This window comes from Methylophilus sp., assembly GCF_008015755.1.
GTDB lineage: Bacteria > Pseudomonadota > Gammaproteobacteria > Burkholderiales > Methylophilaceae > Methylophilus.
In genome coordinates this window covers 223,594-246,486 of the sequence record NZ_SSGF01000007.1, presented here as the reverse complement: position 1 = coordinate 246,486, position 22,893 = coordinate 223,594, and the positions used below count along the sequence as shown (strand labels likewise).

At 51.7% G+C, this 22,893-nt stretch carries 23 protein-coding genes and 2 tRNA genes; 9 read left to right on the top strand and 16 right to left on the bottom strand.

From position 1 onward, the window contains the following. Positions 1 to 11: 11 nt before the first annotated feature. Positions 12 to 989: a hypothetical protein gene (locus tag E6Q52_RS03780; protein ID WP_292818634.1), complete on the bottom strand. Its 978-nt coding sequence runs from the start codon at positions 987 to 989 to the stop codon at positions 12 to 14. Positions 990 to 1,192: 203 nt separating this feature from the next. On the opposite strand from E6Q52_RS03780, the gene E6Q52_RS03775 reads away from it, so the two are divergent. Further along, the gene (locus E6Q52_RS03775; RefSeq protein ID WP_292818631.1) at positions 1,193 to 3,295 is read left to right on the top strand and encodes an EAL domain-containing protein; all 2,103 of its coding nucleotides are present in this window, start codon (positions 1,193 to 1,195) and stop codon (positions 3,293 to 3,295) included. A 413-nt stretch (positions 3,296 to 3,708) separates the two neighbouring features. Here the strand turns inward: E6Q52_RS03775 and E6Q52_RS03770 are convergent. The 10 genes from E6Q52_RS03770 to E6Q52_RS03725 form a co-directional block, all read right to left on the bottom strand. Beyond that, positions 3,709 to 3,785: transfer RNA gene (locus E6Q52_RS03770), tRNA-Pro, on the bottom strand. Positions 3,786 to 3,890: 105 nt separating this feature from the next. Next, positions 3,891 to 4,319 (bottom strand): MerR family transcriptional regulator, encoded by a 429-nt coding sequence (locus tag E6Q52_RS03765; RefSeq protein ID WP_292818628.1) that lies wholly within the window; start codon positions 4,317 to 4,319, stop codon positions 3,891 to 3,893. Positions 4,320 to 4,333: 14 nt separating this feature from the next. Beyond that, entirely contained in the window at positions 4,334 to 4,648 is a 315-nt protein-coding gene (locus E6Q52_RS03760; RefSeq protein WP_018985782.1) for an integration host factor subunit alpha, read from the bottom strand. A gap of 90 nt (positions 4,649 to 4,738) precedes the next feature. After that, on the bottom strand, positions 4,739 to 7,087 hold the full coding sequence (gene pheT / locus E6Q52_RS03755; protein ID WP_292818625.1) for a phenylalanine--tRNA ligase subunit beta: 2,349 nt from the start codon (positions 7,085 to 7,087) through the stop codon (positions 4,739 to 4,741). A gap of 51 nt (positions 7,088 to 7,138) precedes the next feature. Further along, a complete protein-coding gene (pheS, locus tag E6Q52_RS03750; protein ID WP_292818622.1) occupies positions 7,139 to 8,140 on the bottom strand; it encodes a phenylalanine--tRNA ligase subunit alpha in 1,002 nt (333 codons plus the stop codon). 75 nt (positions 8,141 to 8,215) lie between these two features. Then, entirely contained in the window at positions 8,216 to 8,575 is a 360-nt protein-coding gene (gene rplT / locus E6Q52_RS03745) for a 50S ribosomal protein L20 (protein ID WP_029148486.1), read from the bottom strand. A 10-nt stretch (positions 8,576 to 8,585) separates the two neighbouring features. After that, entirely contained in the window at positions 8,586 to 8,783 is a 198-nt protein-coding gene (gene rpmI / locus E6Q52_RS03740) for a 50S ribosomal protein L35 (RefSeq protein WP_019881750.1), read from the bottom strand. A gap of 83 nt (positions 8,784 to 8,866) precedes the next feature. Beyond that, complete coding sequence (gene infC, locus E6Q52_RS03735) at positions 8,867 to 9,433, bottom strand: translation initiation factor IF-3 (RefSeq protein ID WP_292818801.1); 567 nt, start codon at positions 9,431 to 9,433, stop codon at positions 8,867 to 8,869. A 43-nt stretch (positions 9,434 to 9,476) separates the two neighbouring features. Beyond that, positions 9,477 to 11,399, bottom strand: coding sequence for a threonine--tRNA ligase (gene thrS, locus E6Q52_RS03730; protein WP_292818614.1), 1,923 nt, complete (start codon positions 11,397 to 11,399; stop codon positions 9,477 to 9,479). Between the two features lie 205 nt (positions 11,400 to 11,604). Continuing rightward, positions 11,605 to 11,681: transfer RNA gene (locus E6Q52_RS03725), tRNA-Val, on the bottom strand. A 95-nt stretch (positions 11,682 to 11,776) separates the two neighbouring features. On the opposite strand from E6Q52_RS03725, the gene E6Q52_RS03720 reads away from it, so the two are divergent. Beyond that, entirely contained in the window at positions 11,777 to 12,445 is a 669-nt protein-coding gene (locus E6Q52_RS03720) for a 2OG-Fe(II) oxygenase (protein ID WP_292818611.1), read from the top strand. 21 nt (positions 12,446 to 12,466) lie between these two features. Here E6Q52_RS03720 and E6Q52_RS03715 read toward each other — a convergent pair whose 3' ends face one another. The 4 genes from E6Q52_RS03715 to E6Q52_RS03700 all read right to left on the bottom strand — a co-directional run bounded on the left by E6Q52_RS03715 (position 12,467) and on the right by E6Q52_RS03700 (position 15,987). Further along, positions 12,467 to 13,615: a lytic murein transglycosylase gene (locus E6Q52_RS03715; protein WP_292818608.1), complete on the bottom strand. Its 1,149-nt coding sequence runs from the start codon at positions 13,613 to 13,615 to the stop codon at positions 12,467 to 12,469. Between the two features lie 86 nt (positions 13,616 to 13,701). Beyond that, a complete protein-coding gene (locus E6Q52_RS03710) occupies positions 13,702 to 14,532 on the bottom strand; it encodes a hypothetical protein (protein ID WP_292818605.1) in 831 nt (276 codons plus the stop codon). Between the two features lie 2 nt (positions 14,533 to 14,534). After that, positions 14,535 to 15,125, bottom strand: coding sequence for an NUDIX hydrolase (locus E6Q52_RS03705; RefSeq protein ID WP_292818602.1), 591 nt, complete (start codon positions 15,123 to 15,125; stop codon positions 14,535 to 14,537). A gap of 16 nt (positions 15,126 to 15,141) precedes the next feature. Continuing rightward, a complete protein-coding gene (locus tag E6Q52_RS03700; protein WP_292818600.1) occupies positions 15,142 to 15,987 on the bottom strand; it encodes a neutral zinc metallopeptidase in 846 nt (281 codons plus the stop codon). Positions 15,988 to 16,067: 80 nt separating this feature from the next. Between E6Q52_RS03700 and E6Q52_RS03695 the strand changes: the two genes are divergently transcribed. The 7 genes from E6Q52_RS03695 to E6Q52_RS03665 are packed head-to-tail and all read left to right on the top strand — an operon-like array spanning position 16,068 to position 21,662. After that, complete coding sequence (locus E6Q52_RS03695; protein ID WP_292818598.1) at positions 16,068 to 16,661, top strand: riboflavin synthase; 594 nt, start codon at positions 16,068 to 16,070, stop codon at positions 16,659 to 16,661. Then, a complete protein-coding gene (gene ribBA, locus E6Q52_RS03690; RefSeq protein WP_292818596.1) occupies positions 16,661 to 17,770 on the top strand; it encodes a bifunctional 3,4-dihydroxy-2-butanone-4-phosphate synthase/GTP cyclohydrolase II in 1,110 nt (369 codons plus the stop codon). Before E6Q52_RS03695 ends, ribBA begins: the two co-directional genes overlap by 1 nt. Next, positions 17,767 to 18,372: a YqgE/AlgH family protein gene (locus E6Q52_RS03685; RefSeq protein WP_292818593.1), complete on the top strand. Its 606-nt coding sequence runs from the start codon at positions 17,767 to 17,769 to the stop codon at positions 18,370 to 18,372. Before ribBA ends, E6Q52_RS03685 begins: the two co-directional genes overlap by 4 nt. Then, complete coding sequence (gene ruvX / locus E6Q52_RS03680) at positions 18,365 to 18,868, top strand: Holliday junction resolvase RuvX (protein WP_292818590.1); 504 nt, start codon at positions 18,365 to 18,367, stop codon at positions 18,866 to 18,868. Before E6Q52_RS03685 ends, ruvX begins: the two co-directional genes overlap by 8 nt. A gap of 13 nt (positions 18,869 to 18,881) precedes the next feature. Further along, positions 18,882 to 19,424, top strand: coding sequence for a bifunctional pyr operon transcriptional regulator/uracil phosphoribosyltransferase PyrR (gene pyrR, locus E6Q52_RS03675; RefSeq protein ID WP_292818798.1), 543 nt, complete (start codon positions 18,882 to 18,884; stop codon positions 19,422 to 19,424). Then, positions 19,417 to 20,373 carry an aspartate carbamoyltransferase catalytic subunit gene (locus E6Q52_RS03670; protein ID WP_292818587.1) on the top strand — a complete coding sequence of 319 codons (957 nt, stop codon included), beginning with the start codon at positions 19,417 to 19,419 and terminating at the stop codon, positions 20,371 to 20,373. Before pyrR ends, E6Q52_RS03670 begins: the two co-directional genes overlap by 8 nt. After that, positions 20,370 to 21,662: a dihydroorotase gene (locus E6Q52_RS03665; RefSeq protein ID WP_292818584.1), complete on the top strand. Its 1,293-nt coding sequence runs from the start codon at positions 20,370 to 20,372 to the stop codon at positions 21,660 to 21,662. Before E6Q52_RS03670 ends, E6Q52_RS03665 begins: the two co-directional genes overlap by 4 nt. A 68-nt stretch (positions 21,663 to 21,730) precedes the next feature. Here the strand turns inward: E6Q52_RS03665 and E6Q52_RS03660 are convergent, their stop codons facing one another. Continuing rightward, complete coding sequence (locus E6Q52_RS03660; protein WP_292818581.1) at positions 21,731 to 22,891, bottom strand: PilT/PilU family type 4a pilus ATPase; 1,161 nt, start codon at positions 22,889 to 22,891, stop codon at positions 21,731 to 21,733. Positions 22,892 to 22,893 lie beyond the last annotated feature (2 nt).

Genomic DNA, 22,893 nt, shown 5'->3' with positions numbered 1-22,893 from the left:
CGCAAGCAGCGCTAGCCGCTGGTCGTCAGGGTTGTTTCAAGCTGTTGCAACAGGGTTTCCAGGCGAGGCGCTTTGCGCCAAAACTGCCAACGTAATTGTTTTTTATAGTGCACCTCAATGCTACGCTCGGCAAATGGCAACACCAGTTTCAATGTGCTCTGGCGGCCTGTTTGCAAAGCGTTAGATAGCATAGGCCAATCCACGGTTTGCCATTGATCTGCAACCCATGCGGCTTGCCGGGCGTCTTGATCTGCCATCAATGCGGCCATCGATGCTGACCGAATCGTGGGCAACGCACAAGCCTGCAAGGCGGCAACAATCTCGCCTTGCCCAGCAATCACAGGGGCAGACGCTTGCCAGGTCGGCATCTCGCCCACACTGGCAAACCATAAACTATTCAGCGCAGCTGGCCAATCTGCCACCTCTGTGCCATGGGCGGCCTGATGGATTAGCATTTGTATTTCGTTCGTCCATTGTCTAATCACGGCAGCATCGGCACCTTGCGGCTGCCATTGAAAGGCCTGCTGATACAAACAATCTTGTGGCCACTTACATTGCGCCTGCATATCACGCAAAGGCTGAACCCACCAAAAACGCTGGCTGCTATCAGCATGAATGACAAAATCATCAGCAAAATGTGTTTGCAAACGTTCTGTCAGGCTTGCATAGGTGTTTGCTGCCAAAGGAGTCACTGCCTGCAAACTAAACGTATCACGCCGCATACCAAGATGCACCGGCAACAGACAAAATGCAGGGCGCGCACCTGGCCAAGCCTGTCGGGCAGAGAGTAGCGTCGCTACAGAAAAATCAGGCCCTGCCTCCTCATGCACGCGTAACGCACGCAGCAAGGTTTTGAGCGGCGGCAACGGGCTGACCGTCCACTGTGCATTTAACAACGCAGGACATTGCGCAACCAGTGACTGAACCATCTCAACGGGGTGAGCAGCGGCATCAGACAAATAATCTGTGATATAAATTTGCTGTATCATGAGAAAACAAATACACTAGTTTGGTGATAATAAAACTTAACAAGTTGCCGCATCTAAGCTACAAACCGGAAAAATTGTTACTGTTATAATCATTGCGACTTATACACGAAATTCAGGGGGATGTCATGAATCGAACTCAATGGCTATTCAGCCTGCTTCTGTATGCGCCTGCTGCTTTAATTTAAACAGACCCTCTGGAATCCATGCATTTTTTCCAAAATTTAAGTATCCAGTCCAGATTATTGCTTTTAGTCATCGGGCCAGTATTCGCGTTATCTTGCATTCTGTTGTTATTTGACTTTAAAGAACAACTGCAACGCGAAGAAGACAAACTCAGCCAGCATGCCTTAACCACCGCAAAATTCTTGTCTGCGGTGATACACAACCAAACCGACCTCCACGGCCAGGACTATATCGAGCGCCTGCTCAAAGCCAGCCAACTGAATCGTGAACCTTATCTATCGCTGATTATTGCCGATGCAGATAATCATGCCATCGCCAATCTTGGCACCTCTTTCAATATCAGCGAAACACTGCCGCAACAAGACACCATCGTTATGCAGCAAAGCACACATGACATCACCATGGTGAAAGTGCTCTCTACCGAACCTGCCCATCGTTTGCTGGGCTATGTGTTTGTCGCTATCGATAAAGCTTCGCTGATCGAAGACCATCGCCAGGCCTTTATCAAAAATGTCGGCTACATTACGCTAGCGCTTATCTTGTGCTCTATTTTGGTGAGCTGGGTGAGTCGCTCGATTAGCCAGCCGATTCGCGACATGACTTCTGCGCTCAAACGCTTTGTCATCGGCAGCCAACAAGTCAGCCAAGGTAAAAATTCCTTGCCTGAAATCAAATCCCTACAAACCACCATTAATCAGATTTCCAGAGACATGCAGCATGTCGAAGCTGACATGCGTCACCGCATTCAAGATGCGCAAGCCCAGCTGCGTTACCAGGCGCGTCACGACGCCCTCACTGGACTGGTCAATCGCCAAGAGCTGGAAAGACGCCTGCAACAAGCGCTGCAAGATGTCAAACAACACCGTGCAAACCACGTGTTCTGCTACATGGATCTTGACCAGTTCCGCGTCATTAATGATACCTGCGGCCATTTGGCTGGCGACGAAATGTTGCGTCAGATCAGCATGATCTTAAGCCAGCGCATACGCGCTGAGGACACCTTTGCCCGCTTGGGCGGCGACGAGTTTGGCCTGTTGCTCAGCTATTGCCAGGTTGAAAAAGCCATTGAAATTGCCGCGCAACTGCGGCAAATGGTAGAAACCTTCCGCTTTATGCATGAGGGTCGCTTGTTCCAAACCGGCATCAGTATCGGCATTGTCGAAATCACCACTACCCTCAAAGACGTAGGTGAGATTACGCGCCATGCCGACGCTGCCTGCTATGTGGCGAAAGATAATGGCCGTAACCAGATTCACCTGTTTCACCCAGAAGATGACGTGTTACTCAAACGCCATGTTGAAATGGAATGGGTGTTGCGCATCAATGAAGCCATCGAGCACAACGAGTTTGTTCTCTACTGCCAGGGCATTTTCCCGCTGCAACAAAAAGAATTACCGCCCTTCTACGAGATTTTGATCCGCAAACGCGACGAACACGGCGGCATCATTCCCCCGGCAGAATTCCTGCCCTCGGCAGAGCGTTATCACTTGATGACCAAGATTGATCGCTGGGTCATCCAGCACGCATTTATGGCCCTGCAACCGCTGTTTAAAATGCAGTCTAGCGTCACCCCTTTTATTGTCAGCATTAATCTGTCTGGCACGTCTTTAGGTGACGCCCAACTGCTGCCCTACATTCAAAACTGTTTTGACACGTACGACATCTCGCCCAGCCATGTCTGTTTTGAAGTCACAGAAACGTCAGCCATCATCAACATCGATAACACCATTAAATTGATTACAGAGCTGCAAAAAATGGGCACTCGTTTCATGCTAGATGACTTTGGCAGCGGCATGTCTTCTTTCAGCTACCTCAAACACCTGCCGGTCAACTTCCTCAAAATGGACGGTGCTTACGTCAAAGATATCACCAGCAACAAAGTGGACCTGGCAATGGCCCAAGCCATTCAAAGCGTCGCGCAATCGATGGAAATCCAGACCATTGCCGAATACGTAGAAGATGAAGCCACACTAGACTGCCTGAAAGACATGGGCGTCGCTTTTGCCCAGGGTTTCTATTTAAACCGCCCCATGCCCCTGAGCGAAGCATTGGCACGCCATATCGGCACCATCAGCAATCAACAGCAGATCGCTGCGGCAATTGCGCCTGACATGACGATTTAAACCGACAATATGATGAGGGCCCAGCTTTTAAAGCTACACCCTTAATCACGTTGGTGACCCCTAAAATTGAGTGTTGACAGACTCTTTTCTATGGCTTTTACGCATGATCCACATCAGTGACGGTGTTAAAATCTAATGATGCTCATCGCAGGTATAGTTGTTTCTCTACTCGCCTACTACTTCGCTTTACAGTGGGGTAATCGTTTGCTTGAAGGCAATAACATCGAGCTACCAAGGTTTACCCGCTGGCTAGTGCTCAACACCTTTGCATTCATCATTTCAAGCATTGTTGCCCTGCCATTTCCTTCAATACTCTAGCTTTAGGCCTTAAGACTTCTTTGGATGTGCATAGACACATAAATCGCTTAAATACCTGTTTTAAGGCTACTTATGGATTGTATTAGATTAGATTTTGGTCGGAACGGTGTGATTCGAACACACGACCCCTTGCACCCCATGCAAGTGCGCTACCAGGCTGCGCTACGCCCCGACGTTAGAATCGAACAGGAACCTGCTCGAAAAGAAGGCTGTATTATAAAACAAAACCGCATATTCGCTAAGCAGAATATGCGGTTTTATAAGTGCGCCAGACGGTTTAGGCTGGGGCTTTTAGCAGTTGTAATACCTGTTGAATTTGCTCTCTGAGCGCGGCGACATCCACGACAGGTAATTTAGTTTCTTGGGCAATCAAAGATTGCGTATTCGTAGCAACAGGGCTGGCAATGTCGTTGCTAGCCCGCAATTTATCTGCTTTTTCCTCTACACCATCCAAGCGGTTACGCGCACCACTGATGGTGAAGCCTTGCTCATACAGCAGTTCGCGGATTTTACGAATCAAGAGCACTTCGTGATGCTGGTAGTAGCGACGATTGCCACGACGCTTGACCGGTTTCAGCTGAGTGAACTCTTGCTCCCAGTAACGCAGCACATGCGGCTTGACCCCGCACAACTCACTCACCTCACCGATGGTGAAATAGCGTTTGGCAGGGATAGGCGGCAACGTGACTTTTTGCGTTTCTACCATGTTTAGGAGTCAGATTAGGCTTGTGCTTGTAATGGTTGTTCGGCGTAGTGTTCTTCTACGCGTAATTTTAATTTTTGGCTGGCGTGAAAAGTCACGACACGGCGTGCAGAGATTGGAATTTCTTCGCCAGTTTTTGGATTACGGCCAGGGCGCTCGGATTTTGTACGCAACTCGAAGTTACCGAAACCGGACAGCTTGACGCTATCACCCTGCTCGAGCGCGTTGCGAACTTCTTCAAAAAACGCTTCTACCATGTCTTTGGCTTCACGCTTGTTCAGCCCGACTTGTTCAAACAACAAATCGGCCAAGTCAGCTTTTGTGAGTGTCATTAACGATCCCCTGAACCTTCTTATTATGCGAGATGCTTGTGTTGTATCAACTGTTTGTGCTTGGCGCCAAGCAATGATGATTCCAGGGAATCATCTCAGTGACGCAGCAAATTTGGATGACCAGTTGTTGAGGATTCGTGCCACGATGGTATCCACTTCCTCATCGACCATTGTCTTGCAAGTATCTTGCATAAGTACAAGAAATGCAAGGCTTTTTTTGTTTTCGGGCACACCTTTACCATGATAAACATCGAACAATTTCACCGTTTGCAACTGTGGAATTTGCTCAGAAATAATGGCATCAATCATGTCCTGTGCCGAGACAGTTTGGTCGACGACCATGGCTAAATCGCGACGAACCGGCAAGAATTTGCTGACTTCGTTATACGCAGGCACTTGGGTGGCGAGTCCCGCATCGGCATCCAGCTCAAACAGGTAACAAGCGCTGGTGAGACCATATTGCTGCTGCCATTGCGGATGCAATTTACCCAGCCAGCCAACGGCTTTGTCGCCCAGGTAAATGCGAGCTGACTGGCCTGGATGCAAAGCGGGATGTTGTTCGACGGCAAACCGCACCGGTTGCGCGAATAACGCCTCCACATGTGCTTTGGCATCGTAAAAATCAAAAGCGCGCGTTTCAACCGCCCATTGCTCAGGCAACACGCCGCCATAAACGAGGCCAGACAGGGTCAATGTTTCAACAAAGCCTTGCGCCCCCTTCTCATAACGGGCGCCCAATTCAAACAGCATGGCACGTGTTTGTTGGCGCTTGAGGTTGTAATCCAGCGCGTCCAGCAGTCCGCCCCACAAGCCAGAGCGCATCACGCTCAAGTTGCTGGCAATTGGATTTTTCAGCGCAATCGGCTGGCTATTGCCGTATAAATCACGCTCCCAGTTCGCATCAACAAAGCTGTAAGTCACTACTTCTTGATAACCATGGTTCACCATCACATCGCGCAACCAGTGCTTGCTACGTGTGGCCTCAGGCGCCACCAGCATGCCTTGCGAAGCGACTGGTGTGAGCGCTGGGATATGCTCATAGCCATGCAAACGGGCCACTTCCTCAATCAGGTCTTCTTCACGCGCAATATCAAAGCGGAAGCTAGGCGCACTAACATTAAACACACCGTTAGCTTCGGTATACACAAATCCCAATTGCGTCAGTAACTGACCCACTTGCGCCAGGCTAACGTCTATGCCCAGAATCGACAGCAGATAAGCATGACGCAACGTGACTTGCTTGCGCACAGGCAGTTGAGCAGTCACCGCGGTCACCGCACCAGCCTGACCACCACAAATCTCCAGCACCAATGCCGTCGCCCGCTCCAAGGCATTCAAGGTATTGCCGAAATCCACACCGCGCTCAAAACGGTAAGAAGAGTCTGTGCTCAAGCCCAAACGACGCGCTTTGCCTGCCATGACGTCTGGTGTAAAGAAAGCGCTTTCTAAGAAGATGGCTTGTGTCGCATCGGTGACAGAAGTCGGTTTACCGCCCATCACGCCAGCCAAGGCAACCGGTCCATGGCCATCGGCAATCACCAGATCATCCGCTTTTAAAGTCACTTCTGTGTCATTGAGCAAGGCCAGTTTTTCACCAGCGCTGGCGAAACGGACGGCCACATCGCCTTGTAAAAGCGCATGGTCAAACGCATGCATAGGCTGGCCCAGTTCAAGCAGCACATAGTTGGTAATATCCACCAGCGCACTGATGCTACGGATGCCGCTACGCTCTAAACGGCGCACCATCCAGTCAGGGGTTTTGGCCTGGGCATTCACGCCTTCAACAACACGGCCATAATAAGCAGGGCAAGCCTCTGCCGCACTGAGAGTCACAGCTTTGGTCAGGTTGCTACCAATCGTCGCAGTTGTCATCTCAGGCGTCGTGATTGGTGCACCTGTCATCGCTACTACATCGCGGGCGATGCCTAGAATGCTTAAACAGTCGGCACGGTTAGGTGTTAGTTTTAAGGTATAGGTGCTGTCATTCAAGTCCAGGTATTCGCGGATATCCTGGCCAACCGGTGCATCTGCTGGCAATTCCAGAATCCCATTGGCTTCGGTCGCAATGCCCAGCTCTTTGGCAGAACACAACATACCAAAAGACTCTACACCACGCACTTTGGCTTGTTTGATTTGAATGCCAGGCAGCTCAGCGCCTACCAGGGCACAGGGTATTTTGATTCCCACGCGTGCATTCGAGGCACCGCAGACAATTTGCAAAATCTCTTCGCCGACGTTCACTTTACACACTTGCAAACGGTCTGCGTCCGGGTGTTTAGCGGCTTCCATAATCTCAGCGACTACGACATGGCTAAACGCCGGCGCGACCGGGCTTAACTCTTCCACTTCCAGACCGGCCATGGTCAATGCGTGACCAAGTTGCGCGGTATCCAGCGATGGATTCACCATGGAACGTAACCATTGTTCGGAGAACTGCATATGTGTCTAACCCTGTATTAATTCGGTATTTAAAGTGAGCTGGCGATGGAATTATTTAATAAATTGCTGCAAAAAACGCAGGTCATTATTAAAGAAATGACGCAGATCATTGACGCCGTAGCGCAACATGGCCAGGCGCTCTACGCCCAAACCAAAGGCAAAGCCACGGTATTTTTCGCTGTCGATATTGACGTGTTTGAGCACCTCCGGGTGCACCATGCCACAGCCGCCAATTTCCAACCAGCCACCGTTCCAGCTCATGTCCATCTCGGCCGATGGCTCAGTAAATGGAAAGAATGATGGGCGGAAACGCACAGTGAGATCATCACGCTCGAAAAACTTTTGCAAGAAGTCCTGCACTACGCCTTTGAGATTAGCAAAGCTGATTTGCTCGTCTACCCACAAGCCTTCCACTTGGTGAAACATCGGCGAGTGTGTTGCATCGGAGTCAACACGGTAGACGCGACCTGGCGCAATAATCTTCAACGGCGGCGTATTGTTTTCCATGTAATGCACTTGCACTGGCGAGGTATGCGTACGCAAGACGTGCTCCATGCTGTCATTACCGCTATCAATGTAAAAGGTATCGTGCATGGCACGCGCCGGATGGTTATCAGGAATATTCAGCGCGGTGAAATTATAAAAATCGGTTTCGATTTCAGGGCCATCCGCCACACTGAACCCAATCGAGTGAAACAGCTCTTCTACACGGCGCAAGGTCAGTGTCACCGGATGCAAGCCACCGGCAGATTGTGCACGGGCGGGCAAAGTCACATCAATCGTTTCACTGGCCAGTTGTTTGGCCTGAGCGGCGGCCAAAATACTGTCACGGCGCTCATTCAAGGCCTGCTCAACGGCTTGTTTAACCACATTAATCGCCGCGCCAGCTGCAGGACGCTCTTCAGCCGTCAATTTACCCAGCCCTTTCAAGGCCTCGGTCAGCGCGCCAGATTTGCCCAGGTATTTGGCCTTGGCATTTTCTAGTGCAGGAACATCATGACAAGCCGCGAAGTCTTGTGCCGCTTCTGCGATTAAGTGATTGAGATCAGCCATCGTGCGTATTCTTCAAGTTTTAAGTAACATTAAAATAAAAAAAGAGGCCGCAGCCTCTTTTTTTGGTAGGTCTGATTAGGCGCTTAAACCTGTTTTAGCCAATTCTACGAATTTAGCAAAAGCAGCTTTGTCGAACACGGCCAGATCAGCCAGTACTTTACGGTCAACTTCAACCGCAGATTTTTTCAGGCCATTCATGAAACGGCTGTATGTCAAACCAGCTTCACGGGCTGCCGCGTTGATACGGGCAATCCACAAGGTACGGAATTGACGTTTTTTCTGACGACGGTCACGGTATGCGTATTGACCGGCTTTCATTACCGCCTGTTTGGCAACACGGTAGACGTTCTTACGACGACCACGGTAACCTTTAGCAGCATTTAAAACTTTTTTATGTCTTGCGCGTGCGACGACACCACGTTTAACTCTAGGCATGTCGGTCTCCTTATTGTGTTGGCATCATTGCGCGGACGCGTTTCACGTCAGTCGCAGAAATAATAGAAGTACCGCGCAGCTTACGTTTTTGCTTGGTGGTTTTTTTAGTCAGGATATGGCGCAAGTGAGAGTGTGTACGCTTCACTTTACCGTTACCCAAGAACTTAAAGCGCTTTTTGGCGCTGCTCTTTGTTTTCATCTTTGGCATTTTTATCTCCTTAGAGGTTGAATAAAGAGTAACTAGGCAGCCAATTTAGCCGTATTACTCCAAAAAACTGTTTACTGCTTGATTTATTCTGCTTCTGGCGCTGACTTATCAGCCTTTTTTGACACTGGCACAACTTTTTTAGCTGGTGCCAGCACCATCACCATTTGGCGGCCTTCCATTTTTGGATATTGCTCAACCAACGCATGTTCTGTTAAATCTGCCTCCAGACGCTTTAACAGCGCCAGGCCGAATTCCTGGTGCGTAATTTCGCGACCACGGAAGCGCAAAGTAATTTTTGCTTTATCGCCATCACCTAAAAAGCGGATGATGTTACGTAATTTAATATTGTAATCGCCGTCATCAGTGCCAGGTCTAAATTTGACCTCTTTAATTTGCACTTGTTTTTGCTTTAGTTTTTGCTCGTGCATACGCTTGCTCTCAGCGTATTTGAATTTGCCATAATCCATCAAACGGCACACGGGTGGTGCAGCATTTGGTGCAATTTCAACAATATCAATATCAGCTTCTTCCGCTTTGGCAAAGGCCTCTCTCAGAGTCATTACACCTAACGGTTCGCCATCAACACCCACTAAACGCACTTGTGGCGCTGTAATGTCGCCATTGATGCGTGTATCTTTATCTTGAGCTATAACAATCCCCTAACAATAAACAAAGCCGCACGAATACCCGAAATTAGACCCGGTTTTGGATGTCTTGCTGTATGTGCGCTACAAACGCTTCTACCGACATCACACCCAGATCTTCACCTTTTCTGGTACGTACGGCCACATGACCATTTTGCATTTCTTTGTCGCCCACCACAATCAGGTACGGCAACTTTTGCAAACTATGTTCTCGTATTTTATAGGTAATCTTCTCATTTCTCAAGTCAAAATCGCATCGAATGCCATTTTTCTTCAATTTTTCAACCACTTGGCGCACATAATCAGCTTGACCATCAGAAATATTCAGCACCATGACCTGTACTGGCGACAGCCAGACCGGCATTGCACCCGCAAAGTTTTCGATCAAAATGCCCAGGAAACGCTCCATGGAGCCAACAATGGCGCGGTGCAACATAATCGGGCGCTGACGGGTATTGTCTTCAGCCACATACTCTGCGCCCAGGCGCTCAGGCAGGTTAGGATCGAGTTGGATCGTGCCGCACTGCCACATCCGACCCAGCGAGTCTTTCAGCGTAAATTCAATTTTCGGGCCGTAAAATGCGCCCTCGCCTGGCTGATATTCAAACTCCAGGCCATTGGCTTTAATGGCATTAGCCAAGGCAGTTTCCGCCATATCCCAGGCTTCTTCTGTACCAACGCGCTTCTCTGGGCGGGTAGACAACTTGACGATGACATCATCAAACCCAAAGTCTTTGTAGACTTCATACAGCATCTTGATAAAGTCAGCGACTTCAGCCTCGACCTGTGATTCCATACAGAAAATATGGGCATCATCCTGGGTAAACCCACGCACGCGCATCAAGCCATGCAAAGAGCCAGACGGCTCGTTACGGTGACAAGAACCAAACTCGGCCAAACGTAATGGCAAATCGCGATAGCTGTGCAGGCTGCTATTAAAAATCTGGATATGGCCAGGGCAGTTCATCGGCTTGACGGCATAATCGCGGCTTTCCGACTGGGTGACAAACATATTGTCACGGTAGTTTTGCCAATGGCCAGATTTTTCCCACAGGGTTTTATCGAGCACCGTCGGTGTGCGCACTTCCTGATAATCGTACTCTTTAAATTTGGCACGCATGTACTGCTCAACCTCTTGCCAGATCACCCAGCCACGCGGATGCCAGAACACCATGCCAGGTGCATCTTCTTGCATGTGGTAAAAATCGAGTTGCTTGCCGAGTTTGCGGTGGTCGCGCTTTTCAGCCTCTTCCAGCATGTGCAAGTACGCTTCCAACTCATCTTTATTGCGCCAGGCAGTGCCATACACGCGTTGCAACATTTCGTTATTGCTGTCGCCGCGCCAGTAGGCGCCCGCCAGCTTCATAAGTTTAAACGCTTTGAGCTTACCGGTATTTGGCACATGAGGACCACGGCACAAATCCGTGAAGTTGCCTTCAGAATATAAAGACACGTCTTCATTGCTCGGAATACTGGCAATAATCTCAGCCTTGTAATGCTCGTTAATGCTTTTGAAGTAAGCCACCGCTTCATCGCGCGGCAACACCTTGCGCTCGACTTTTTCGTCTTTTTTCGCCAGCTCAGCCATTTTCTTTTCAATGGCTGCCAGGTCGTCCGGCGTAAACGGACGCTTGTAGCTAAAGTCATAGTAAAAGCCATTATCAATGACCGGGCCGATGGTCACTTGCGCATCCGGGAACAACTCTTTCACCGCATAAGCCAGCAAGTGGGCAGTCGAGTGACGAATCACTTCCAGGCCTTCATCGTTCTTATCGGTAATGATGGCGAGGTCTACATCCTGCTCAATCAGATGACTGGTATCGACCAGTTTAGCTTCCTGACCTGTGTACGTGACCTTACCCGCCAGTGCGGCTTTCGCCAGACCAGCGCCAATATTCATCGCAACATCGGCCACGGTCACCGGCTGTTCAAAACTTCTGGATGACCCATCAGGCAAGCGGATTACAGGCATGACTCTCTCTCTACAAACATTAAACAACCAAATAAAACAAGCACATGGCGCCTGCTTTTGGTCAAACCTCGATTATCTCACAGCGCACGAAAATTCCGCAATCACAAACCGATGACAGATCCCACCGCCTCGGCATCACCGCGATGGTTGTGCGCAACTTAAAAAAGCAAAAAGCCACCAGAAATCCTAGTGGCTTTTTAAAACTTGGTAGTCGCGAATGGACTCGAACCATCGACCCCCACCATGTCAAGGTGGTGCTCTAACCAGCTGAGCTACGCGACTATTGCATTAACAGCATTGAGCTATCAATCAATAAGGTTGCGCATTCTATCCGAAAGCAATCGGTTAAGCAATGGCATCGCGCTTATAATATGCGCATGACAAGTACCACCTGCCGCCCTGCCATGTTCACTGAGCGCATGCTAGAAAACATCATCGACACCCTGGCCGAACAGCAGTATTGCGTGATCGACCAGTGTTTACCCGCCAGTTTGACGCAAAGCCTGCGCACCCTCGCGCTTGAGCAGCAACAGCAAGGATTCATGCACCAGGCGGGCACCAGCCAGTCAGCCATCAGCAACCCCAAGTTGCGTGGCGACCAGATTGCCTGGCTAGAGGCCAATGACCCGCATCCAGCCATTCAGGACTACCTCGCACTCATGGCTCAAGTGCAACAAGCCGCCAATCGGCAACTGATGATGGGGCTGGATAGCTTTGAAACCCATTTTGCGATCTATCCGGCGGGTGCATCTGGTTATGCCACGCACATAGACCTGTTTCGCCAACACCGCGAGCAGACAGCGCCAGGCGCCAGAATGCTCACCTCCATTATGTATTTAAATGATGACTGGCCTGCGGCAGCGGGCGGTGCGTTGCGCTTATATCTAGATGAACATCATCAGACGCCAGCAGCCAATGCCAGACACATTGACATATTGCCGACCACGGGCAGGCTAGTGTTGTTTTTATCCGCCAGATTCTGGCATGAAGTATTGCCGACCAGCCTGCCACGTGTCAGTGTGACGGGCTGGTTTAAAAGCCGTTAACGAAACAATTAAAGTGTGTAGTTATTGCGCCAATTGCACTTGTGCCGTGAGGCGGTTAAATACCTCGGCCCCGGCGTAGCCATCTTGTGGCAAGCCCTTGCTGGCCTGATAGCGACGAATCGCCGCTTGCGTTTTCGGACCCGGAAAGCCATCCGGCGTGCCACAATCAAAGCCCTTCGCATTCAGCGACTCCTGCAGAGACCACATCTGCTGATAGCTCAGCGCAGGTGGCTCAGGCGGCATCATCAGCGTATACGTCTCCTGGCGCAATTGCTGGCTGAGCAAACTGACACTCAGCGCATAATTGATAGAGCGGTTCCACTGCATAATCACGTCAAAGTTGGGGAACACCATATACGCCGGGCCGTCATAGCCTTGCGGTAGCAAAATGGCAGCTTGCGGCAAACTCAACGCACCATCAGGCACGCCCGCCACGCCGGCTTTCACCCACTCACTGACCGGCTTATTCAGTTGCCATTGCGCCTGGCTGTAATCAAACCCGGCCGGCAACGCCACCTGGATACTGATCGGCTTGCCAGGTTGCCAACCAGCTTGTGACAGATAATTGGCGGCTGAACTAAACACATCCGGGTAAGAAGTCCAGATATCGATTTTGCCGTCGGCATCAGCATCCACGCCATACTTTAATAAGGTCGATGGCATAAACTGCATATGTCCAGTGGCGCCTGCCCAAGAGCCAACCACCGGGCTATCATAGCGCTGCTCGCGCTCGACCACGCGCATCAGGTTCAACAATTCGCGTTTAAAAAACTCAGCCCGACGCCCTTCATAAGAAAGCGTAGCCAATGCAGAAGCTAATGGAATATCGCCCATAAAACCGCCAAAATTGGTTTCCAGCCCCCAAAAAGCCACCAACACCTCCCGCGGCACCTGATACAACTCCTCAACGACGTAGAGCACGCCTTGGTAATCTTGCGCCATCTGCTTGCCTTTGGCCACCACACGCGGGCTGATGCGGCGGTTGACATAGGCCGAAAAGCTAGTGACGAATTCTGGCTGTTTGCGGTCTAGTTCAATTAAGCGCGGTAAAAAAGTCACCTGATTCAGCGTCGCATCCACCGCTTCGGGTGCCACATGCTGCGCCAGCGCCTCCTGGCGCATGGCAGCCACCCAAAGCGGGAAGCCGTCGGCATCTTCTGCGCTACTCAAATGCCCCGATAGAACGAGCCCTGAGACGAGTAATCCACCGTATATTGATGGCCACTTGCGTTTTGTTTTTACGTTAGTCATAGACATTACTTCAGGCCGGATAAAATAGATGCATAGCCCGCCTGATAATCAGCAAATTGCGGCTTGAATCCTGTGTTTAGTAAAAAGTGGTTGCGGATGCGCTTGCCAGATTGCGGATGCAATGGCGGCGTTGGTGGCGCGGGTAATTGCTGCTGAGCCGCCAGCCACTGTAACACCTCATGCTGCATAGCTGGGACGCCATCGCTCAAAATACAATGTGTTGGTAACGCAACACCATCCATTATTTGCTGATATAAATGCACCACGGCAGCGGCGACATCCTGCTCATGCATGCGATTGGTCCAATGCACATGCGTCGGCCAGCGCGCGCTGTTTTGTAGCAAACGCAACAAATAAAGCCGCTGCGGGCCATAAATCCCCGATACCCGCAGGGCGGTGTGTCCACACGGCAACAATGCCAACAACTGTTCAGCCTCCAGCAACATACGCCCACCCTCGTCCGCCGGGAGGGCTGGGCTGTCATCGTCTATCCAACCGCCCTGATCCTCACCATAGACACCCGTGCTGGAAATAAAAAAAACGTGCTTCAATGCCGCCAAAGACACATTTGCCAGCACATGGCGCAAACCTTCCACATATGTCTGCTGATAGTTTTGCCCCTCAACAGGCGCCAGACAATACAGCAGGATTTCCGGCTGCAAAGCGGTGAGCGCTGGCAGATTTTCTTCAGCCACCACATCCAGATAGAGCGCTTGCGCGCCCTCGGGCACCGGCAATTGAGAGCGGCGCAAAATAGTCAGATCATGGCCTTCTGACAGGGCAGCCTGAGCAATCAATGTTCCCAACCCGCCGCAACCGATTTGCAATATGCGCATACTTACACCAAGCTCTCCGTTTGCGGATGTAGACGCAAATAGCGCTCAGCCAACAACATGGCCGACATGGTTTTGCTGTCGGTAATGTCACCAGCTTCTATGGCTTGCATCACACGTTCAAACGGCCACACAAACACGTCCATCGCTTCGTCGATATCCCTGGCGTGCGCACCCAGTGACAAACCAGTGGCTAAATAAATATGAATCACCTCATTGGAGTAGCCAATACAAGGATGTTGCACGCCCAATTTGACCCAGCTTTGCGCGGTGTAACCGGTTTCTTCGAGTAATTCACGCTGGCCAGTGGTCAACACTGGCTCGCCGGGGTCAATCTTGCCTGCAGGCAACTCAATAAACACCTGTTTGAGCGGGTAGCGGAATTGGCGCTCCAGCACGACTTCGCCTGCGGGCGTCAGCGCAACCACCACCACAGCGCCAGGGTGGATTACATATTCGCGGCCACTAATCACACCATTCGGTAAGCGGGCCTCGTCATAACGTACGGTGAGCATGTTGCCCTGCGCCATGATGGCGCTGGAAACGGTGGTTTCAATTAAATGCTGATCCTGATCGACTACTTTTTCTTGTGTCATGCCTGATATCTACTGCTTAAACAGCCTCTTTAAATGTATTGCAATCATTGACCTGGCCAGATTGCAAGCCTTGCTTGAACCACTGGACGCGCTGCTCAGAGCTACCATGGGTAAAGCTGTCCGGGACCACATAGCCTTGCGCCTGTTTTTGCAGAGCGTCATCACCAATCGCGGTCGCGGCGCGCAACGCTTCTTCTATATCGCCGGTTTCCAGAATGCGGAACTGCTGATCTGCATGATGTGCCCACACGCCTGCATAACAGTCAGCCTGTAACTCCAGGCGCACCGAATAGGCATTAGCCGCAGCCTCTGAGCGCGCCTGTTGCCGGGCTTGCTGTACTTTTGCCGAGGTGCCCAGCAAGTTTTGCACGTGATGCCCGACCTCGTGCGCAATCACATAGGCCTGGGCAAAATCCCCGGGCGCTTTAAAGCGTTCTTGCAGCTCCTGGTAAAAACTTAAATCGATATACACTTTTTGGTCCGCCGGACAATAAAACGGGCCCATGGCCGCCTGCCCTTGTCCACAAGCGGTTTGCGTGGCGCCACTGAAAATCTCCAGATGTGGCGCCGTATATTGCTGGCCTGCCGCTGAAAACGCGCTTTGCCATACTTGCTCGGTGCTCCATAGCACGCGAGACACAAACTTGACTTTGGGGTCATTACTATCGGCGGGCACGGCTTGTGACTCGGCCGCCGGTTGCACTTGCTGGGCAATATTCAATACCACATTGGGGTCTACACCAAAATACATCGCCACCAAAGCAATGGCAATCGTGCCTAAGCCGATGCTACGACCACCGACCATGCCGCGGCCCCGACTGTCTTCGACATGCTGGCTTTCTTCCAAATCATCCAGGCGCACAAAAATCTCCAGACCAATACGATTGAAAAATGTTGATGGAATGTGATTACTTTAGCATGCAGCACTGATAAAATCACACCATGTTTACTGGGATTATTCAAACCGTCGGCCGGATAGCCGAAGTGGTTCCTCATGGTGAAGATTGCGCACTCCGCATCGAAGCCGCGGAACTGGGAATGCAAGATGTGCAACTGGGCGATAGCATTGCGGTCAACGGCGTCTGCCTGACCGTCACTGAATTCGATACGCATAGTTTCCAAGTCATGGTCTCCAAAGTCACGCTGGACGTGACCACCGGGCTGGGTCAACCAGGCCCGGTCAACCTGGAAAAAGCCTTGCGCCTAGCCGACCGCCTCGGTGGCCACCTGGTCACCGGCCATGTCGATGGTATCGGCACCATCACTACCCTGCAAGAAGTCGGCGAGTGCTGGCTACTCAAGATCCGTGCGCCGCACGCCATCAGCAAATACGTCGCGAAAAAAGGCTCCTTGTGCGTCAACGGCATCAGCCTGACGGTGAACGAGATCAGTCAGGACGAAGTGAGTATTAACCTGATCCCGCACACCATGCAGCACACCATGATGCAATATGCCAAGGCTGGAGACCCGGTGAACCTTGAAATCGATTTAATTGCACGCTATGTCGAGCGCATGCAAGCCTGGGAGCAAGAATAATGTCGGCGCAAATTAGCCCTATTGAAGCCATTATTGCCGATATCCGTGCCGGAAAAATGGTCATCCTGGTCGATGACGAACACCGTGAAAACGAAGGTGACTTTGTCATTGCAGCAGAGTTTGTCACCGCAGAACATATTAATTTCATGGCCAAATTTGGCCGTGGCCTGATCTGCCTGACCCTGACCGAGCAGCGCTGCCGCCAATTAGACTTGCCCCCCATGGTGCAAAAAAACGGCACCCGCCTCGGCACCAACTTCACGGTTTCGATTGAAGCTGCCGAAGGTGTTACCACCGGCATTTCTGCCGCAGACCGCGCCACGACCATACGCGCGGCGATCGCCAAACAGGCCAATGCCCGCAGCTTGGTCAGCCCTGGCCATATTTTCCCGCTATCGGCCATGAATGGCGGCGTGCTGGTGCGCGCCGGACACACCGAAGCAGGCTGCGATCTGGCGCAACTAGCCGGATGCGAACCTGCCAGCGTCATTTGCGAAATTTTGAAGGACGACGGTGAAATGGCGCGCCTGCCAGACCTGATGCAGGTCGCGGCTGAGCATGATATTAAAATCGGCACCATTGCCGATCTGATTCACTACCGCGCCGCGCATGAAACACTGATTGAACGTAGCGCCGAGCGCGCCATAGAAACCGTGTTTGGCCCGATGCGCCTGATTGCCTACCGTGACAATATCGCGCAAGAAACTCATCTGGTGCTGGTCAAAGGCGATCCACAACACAGTGACGAAGCGCTGGTGCGTGTACATGAGCCATTGTCGATGATAGACCTGCTGGATAGCAGTCACCAGTCGCACAGCTGGAACCTGTTACACGCCATGCGCATTATCAGTACCGCCCCTTGTGGCGTGATTGTGCTGATCAACCACGATGAAGATGGCCTGGGACTTACCGACCGCATTCTGCGCGCGGATCAGAAAATGGTGCTCAACCAGGAGCTGCGTAATTACGGCATCGGTTCACAGATTTTGCTCGATCTCGGCGTCAAAAAAATGCGCCTGATGGCCGCTCCACGCAAAATGCCGAGCATGGATGGCTTTGGCCTGGAAATTACCGGCTATTTAAGTGCAGAAGAAACCAGCCCCGTATGAGTGAACAATTAACCCTGGATGCCAATGACATGCGGTTCAATCTGACTGGCCAGATTTTGATCGCCATGCCAGCGATGGAAGACCCTTACTTCAGCAAGAGCGTGATTCTGGTCTGCAACCATGATCACGATGGTGCCATGGGCATGATCCTGAACCATCCCTTGCAACTCAACGTAGGGGATTTGTTTGAGCAGCTGGATATGGCTTGCGAGACCGACTATCAGCAAGAACGACTGGTGCATTTTGGTGGCCCGGTACAAGTCGAGCGTGGCTTTGTGCTACACAGCCCGGCAACAGAATTCAACACCACCACGGAGCTGTCTGAAGGCTTGGCCATGACTTCCTCCAAAGATATTCTGGAAGCCGCTGCGCGCGATGAAGCCCCGCAGGATATGTTTATTGCGCTGGGCTATACCGGCTGGTCCGCCGGTCAACTGGAAGAGGAAATTCAAGCCAATGCCTGGCTGACGTTGCCGCTGGAGGACAACCAGCAACTGCATAAACTGATTTTCAAGTTGCCCAATGATGACAAACTATCCTGGGCCATGCAGCAGCTAGGCGTTGATTTCGCCACGCTGTCCGAGGTGGCTGGTCATGCCTGATGCACCCAAGCTCGGCAAACAGCCTCTTAACCAAAGCCATTTACCCATTACCCAGCGCCGTTACCCCGAGGTGAGCGGCACCCTGCTTGCGTTTGATTTCGGTGAAAAACGCATAGGTGTAGCCGTTGGCGACACAGTGCTCAAACTGGCACATCCGCTACTGACCATAGAAGCAGAAGAAAACGCGGCCAAATTCACCCAAATTGAAGCGTTACTCAGCGAATGGCAACCGGCACTACTGGTCGTCGGCTTACCGATGTCGTTAGATGGAGAAGCCCATGCCATGACCGCGCTGGCGCAAAAATTTGCCCAGCGGCTCGAGGGCCGCTTTAACTTGCCGGTGGTGATGGTAGACGAACGCTTGACTTCAGCCGAAGCGGCACAATCTTTGCGTGAAGCAGGCATTAAAGGCCGTGCGCAAAAACCGTTGCTAGACCAGGTTGCGGCACAAACTATATTACAATCTTACTTTGATGCTTATCATGGACGTGCATAGCGCCCCTCCCCTCATGACACTACCTGACCCGGAACAATTACTGGAGCATTTATATGCTCAAATCAAGCCTCGTATACAGGAAAACACTGCCCTGGTTGGTATTTATACCGGCGGTGTCTGGTTGATGGAGCGGCTACTCAAACGCCTGCAAACCGAGCTAGGGCATGACATCCTCTTCGGAAAGCTGGATGCCGCCATGTACCGGGACGATTACGCGCAACGTGGCTTGAAAACCTCAGCCCATCCCGCTTATATCCCGTTTGATATCAATGGCAAGCACATTATCTTGATCGACGATATTTTCTATACGGGCCGTACCACGCGCGCGGTCATGAATGAACTGTTTGACTATGGCCGCCCGGCTTCGGTACAACTGGCTGCCCTCATTAACCGTGGCGGCGCACAATTACCAATCCGGCCTGACATGGTCGGTGCCGACCTGCCTTTACAGGCGCATCAATCTTTTGAACTGGCCATGAACACACTGGGGCGCCTTAGCCTCAGTATTTCTGAATCGGCCTCCTCTGCCAAGCCTGGAGTTGACGACCATGTATAACCCGCAACTCAACGCACAAGGCCAATTACAACACCTGCTCAGTATCGAGGGCCTACCCAAACGTATTTTGACGGATATTTTGGACACAGCCGAAAACTTTGTCGGTGTGGCTGAGCGTGAAGTGAAAAAAGTGCCGCTGCTGCGTGGCAAAACGGTGTGCAATATCTTCTTTGAAAACAGTACGCGCACGCGCACCACCTTTGAAATTGCCGCCAAACGCCTGTCGGCCGATGTGCTCAACCTCAATGTCAGCACCTCGTCGCAATCCAAGGGTGAGACGATTTTAGACACAGTCAACAACCTGATCGCCATGCACGCCGATATGTTTGTCGTGCGCCACCAGCAAAGTGGCGCCGCGCACTTTATTGCGCAACATGTGCCACCGCATATCAGCGTCATTAACGCGGGCGATGGCCGCCATGCGCATCCGACACAAGGCCTGCTGGATGTCTTTACCATCCGCAAATACAAGCCAGAAATGCACAATTTACGCGTCGCCATTGTCGGTGACGTGTTGCACTCACGCGTCGCCCGTAGCGAGATTCACGCCCTGACGACCCTGGGCGTACCCGAAATCAGAGTGATCGCCCCGCGTACGCTGCTGCCTACCGACGTAGAAAAGCTCGGCGTACAGGTATTTCACAATATGGAACAAGGCTTGAAAGACGTCGATGTGGTGATGATGCTGCGCCTGCAAAATGAACGCATGTCTGGCGCCTTGCTGCCCAGTTCGCAGGAGTTTTTTCAGACCTTTGGTCTGACGCCAGAGCGGCTGGCACTGGCCAAGCCGGATGCGATTGTCATGCACCCGGGGCCGATGAACCGTGGCGTAGAAATTGATTCAGCCGTCGCAGACGGCAAGCAGTCGGTGATCCTGCCGCAAGTGACTTATGGTATCGCCGTCCGCATGGCGGTGATGGCCATTTTGGGGGGAGGCAACGCCGCATGAACATCGTCATTAAACAAGGCCGCTTGATGGATGCTAGCCAACAGCTGGATCAGGTCAAAGACCTCTATATCAGCGCTGGCAAAATCGTCGCCATTGGTGAGGCGCCTAACGGCTTTAAAGCAGACCAAACGCTGGATGCCAGCGGCAAATGGGTATTACCTGGCCTGGTGGATTTGTGCGCCCGCCTGCGCGAGCCTGGCAGTGAATACAAAGCCACACTACTGAGCGAGCTACGTGCTGCCATGGCTGGCGGCGTCACCAGCCTGGCCTGCCCGCCAGACACCGACCCGGTGCTCGATGAGCCTGGCCTGGTAGAAATGCTCAAGCACCGCGCCAAGTCACAGGCACTGGCGCATGTCTATCCGCTCGGTGCCGTCACGCGTCAGTTGCAAGGCCAGTTACTCACAGAAATGTATGCCTTAACTGCCGCCGGTTGTGTTGGTTTCTCACAGGCAGATACCACCATTGTCGACACACAAGTACTGTGGCGCGCCTTTGAATATGCGGCCTCGTTTGGCTATACCCTGTTTATGCGTGCTGAGGATCCCTATCTGGCCAAAAACGGTGTCGCCCATGATGGCGAAGTCGCTTCCAGATTGGGCCTGAAAGGCATTCCTTCTGCGGCGGAAAGCATCGCCTTACAAACCATGCTCCGTATTGGGCAAGCCACTGGCGTCAGGCTACATATTGCCCGCGTCTCGACGGCCGAGTCCGTCGAACTTATCCGCCAGGCCAAGCAATCCGGCATGCAGGTGACGGCAGATGTGAGCATTCAGCACTTGCACCTCACAGACATGGATATTGGCTTTTTTGACAGCATGGTACATCTCACACCGCCGGTACGCACGCAACGCGACCGTGATGCCTTACGCGCTGGCTTGCTGGATGGCACATTAGATGCGATTTGCTCCGACCACACGCCGGTAGACGACGACGCCAAGGCGCTACCATTTGCGGAATCACACCCCGGCGCTTCCGCGCTTGAATTACTGTTGCCACTGACACTGAAATGGGCGGCACAAGCCAAGCTCTCACCGACGCAAGCGCTGGCAAAAATCACGCAAGCGCCAGCCAACATTCTCGGCGTCGCCGCAGGTGATTTAAAGGTAGGCGCTACCGCCGATGTGGTCATTTATGACCCGGAAATGGAGTGGCGGGTAGATGGTCGCGCCCTGCTGAGCCAGGGCAAAAATACGCCGTTTGTGAATCATGCAGTCACGGGCAAAGTGACGACTACCTTCACACAAGGCAATCTGGTGTTTCAGCAAGAAAACCTGCAAACCTTGTAGTCGTCAAACAAAACGCCTGTAATGTTGTCATTGCAGGCGTTTTTTTATGTCTGTCACTTTGAAGCTGGCTACAAAATATCCAGGTCAGAAATCTTGCCGCGCTCCTGGTTTTCTGGGTTGGCCATTTTGCTGTTGAGTTTAAATTTGAGGCGTAAATCATTGACCGAGTCAGCATTGCGTAGCGCATCGTCGTAACTGATCTGGCCAGACTCAAATAAATCAAACAAGGCCTGGTCAAACGTTTGCATGCCCAACTCGCGTGATTTAGCCATGATTTCTTTAATCGCGTGCACATCGCCTTTATAGATCAAGTCAGAGATCAGCGGCGAATGTAATAACACCTCTACTGCGGCGACGCGACCACTGCCGTCAATTTTTGGAATCAAGCGTTGTGAAGCGACACAGCGCAAGTTAAGCGACAAGTCCATCAACAACTGTTGCCTGCGCTCTTCGGGGAAAAAGTTAATAATCCGGTCCAAGGCCTGGTTGGTGCTGTTGGCGTGCAAGGTGGCCAGACATAAATGGCCGGTTTCAGAGAAGGCAATGGCGTAATCCATGGTTTCACGGTCACGGATCTCGCCGATCATAATCACATCCGGCGCCTGGCGCAGGGTGTTTTTAAGCGCCGCATGCCAGCTTTCAGTATCCACACCGACCTCGCGCTGGGTCACAATACAATTGCGGTGGCCGTGAATAAACTCAACCGGGTCTTCAATGGTAATGATATGACCGTAACTACTCTCGTTGCGATGCCCCAGCATGGCCGCCATCGAAGTCGATTTACCAGAGCCGGTGCCGCCAACAAAAATGATCAGACCACGTTTGGCCATCACCACATCTTTCAAAATCTGCGGTAATTTTAGATCATCAAACTTGGGGATATTGGTATTAATCACCCGAAACACCAGGCCGACTGCGCTGCGCTGGATAAATGCATTGACACGGAAACGGCCGACCGAAGGCATGCTGATGGCAAAGTTGCACTCCAGCGTGTTTTTAAATTCGAGCGCCTGCTTGTCATTCATCACTGCACGACAGATTTCGGCCGTTTGCTGCGTATTTAAGGTTTGTGTGGAGACCGGCGTCAGCTTGCCGTCTATCTTCATCGCTGGGGGGAAACCGGCGGTGATAAACAAGTCAGACGCTTTGCGAGTGACCATCAGCTTTAGCAGGTCAGTGACGAACTTCTCCGTCTGGTCATGATCGCCAGCAGTTTGTGCGCTATCCATAG

What these genes read in the sequence shown, in the direction of transcription:
- E6Q52_RS03780 (WP_292818634.1), bottom strand. Translation starts at nt 989, where the DNA reads ATGATACAGCAAATTTATATCACAGATTATTTGTCTGATGCCGCTGCT.
- E6Q52_RS03775 (WP_292818631.1), top strand. Translation starts at nt 1,193, where the DNA reads ATGCATTTTTTCCAAAATTTAAGTATCCAGTCCAGATTATTGCTTTTA.
- E6Q52_RS03765 (WP_292818628.1), bottom strand. Translation starts at nt 4,319, where the DNA reads ATGGTAGAAACGCAAAAAGTCACGTTGCCGCCTATCCCTGCCAAACGC.
- E6Q52_RS03760 (WP_018985782.1), bottom strand. Translation starts at nt 4,648, where the DNA reads ATGACACTCACAAAAGCTGACTTGGCCGATTTGTTGTTTGAACAAGTC.
- pheT (WP_292818625.1), bottom strand. Translation starts at nt 7,087, where the DNA reads ATGCAGTTCTCCGAACAATGGTTACGTTCCATGGTGAATCCATCGCTG.
- pheS (WP_292818622.1), bottom strand. Translation starts at nt 8,140, where the DNA reads ATGGCTGATCTCAATCACTTAATCGCAGAAGCGGCACAAGACTTCGCG.
- rplT (WP_029148486.1), bottom strand. Translation starts at nt 8,575, where the DNA reads ATGCCTAGAGTTAAACGTGGTGTCGTCGCACGCGCAAGACATAAAAAA.
- rpmI (WP_019881750.1), bottom strand. Translation starts at nt 8,783, where the DNA reads ATGCCAAAGATGAAAACAAAGAGCAGCGCCAAAAAGCGCTTTAAGTTC.
- thrS (WP_292818614.1), bottom strand. Translation starts at nt 11,399, where the DNA reads ATGCCTGTAATCCGCTTGCCTGATGGGTCATCCAGAAGTTTTGAACAG.
- E6Q52_RS03720 (WP_292818611.1), top strand. Translation starts at nt 11,777, where the DNA reads ATGACAAGTACCACCTGCCGCCCTGCCATGTTCACTGAGCGCATGCTA.
- E6Q52_RS03710 (WP_292818605.1), bottom strand. Translation starts at nt 14,532, where the DNA reads ATGCGCATATTGCAAATCGGTTGCGGCGGGTTGGGAACATTGATTGCT.
- E6Q52_RS03705 (WP_292818602.1), bottom strand. Translation starts at nt 15,125, where the DNA reads ATGACACAAGAAAAAGTAGTCGATCAGGATCAGCATTTAATTGAAACC.
- E6Q52_RS03695 (WP_292818598.1), top strand. Translation starts at nt 16,068, where the DNA reads ATGTTTACTGGGATTATTCAAACCGTCGGCCGGATAGCCGAAGTGGTT.
- ribBA (WP_292818596.1), top strand. Translation starts at nt 16,661, where the DNA reads ATGTCGGCGCAAATTAGCCCTATTGAAGCCATTATTGCCGATATCCGT.
- E6Q52_RS03685 (WP_292818593.1), top strand. Translation starts at nt 17,767, where the DNA reads ATGAGTGAACAATTAACCCTGGATGCCAATGACATGCGGTTCAATCTG.
- ruvX (WP_292818590.1), top strand. Translation starts at nt 18,365, where the DNA reads ATGCCTGATGCACCCAAGCTCGGCAAACAGCCTCTTAACCAAAGCCAT.
- pyrR (WP_292818798.1), top strand. Translation starts at nt 18,882, where the DNA reads ATGACACTACCTGACCCGGAACAATTACTGGAGCATTTATATGCTCAA.
- E6Q52_RS03670 (WP_292818587.1), top strand. Translation starts at nt 19,417, where the DNA reads ATGTATAACCCGCAACTCAACGCACAAGGCCAATTACAACACCTGCTC.
- E6Q52_RS03665 (WP_292818584.1), top strand. Translation starts at nt 20,370, where the DNA reads ATGAACATCGTCATTAAACAAGGCCGCTTGATGGATGCTAGCCAACAG.
- E6Q52_RS03660 (WP_292818581.1), bottom strand. Translation starts at nt 22,891, where the DNA reads ATGGATAGCGCACAAACTGCTGGCGATCATGACCAGACGGAGAAGTTC.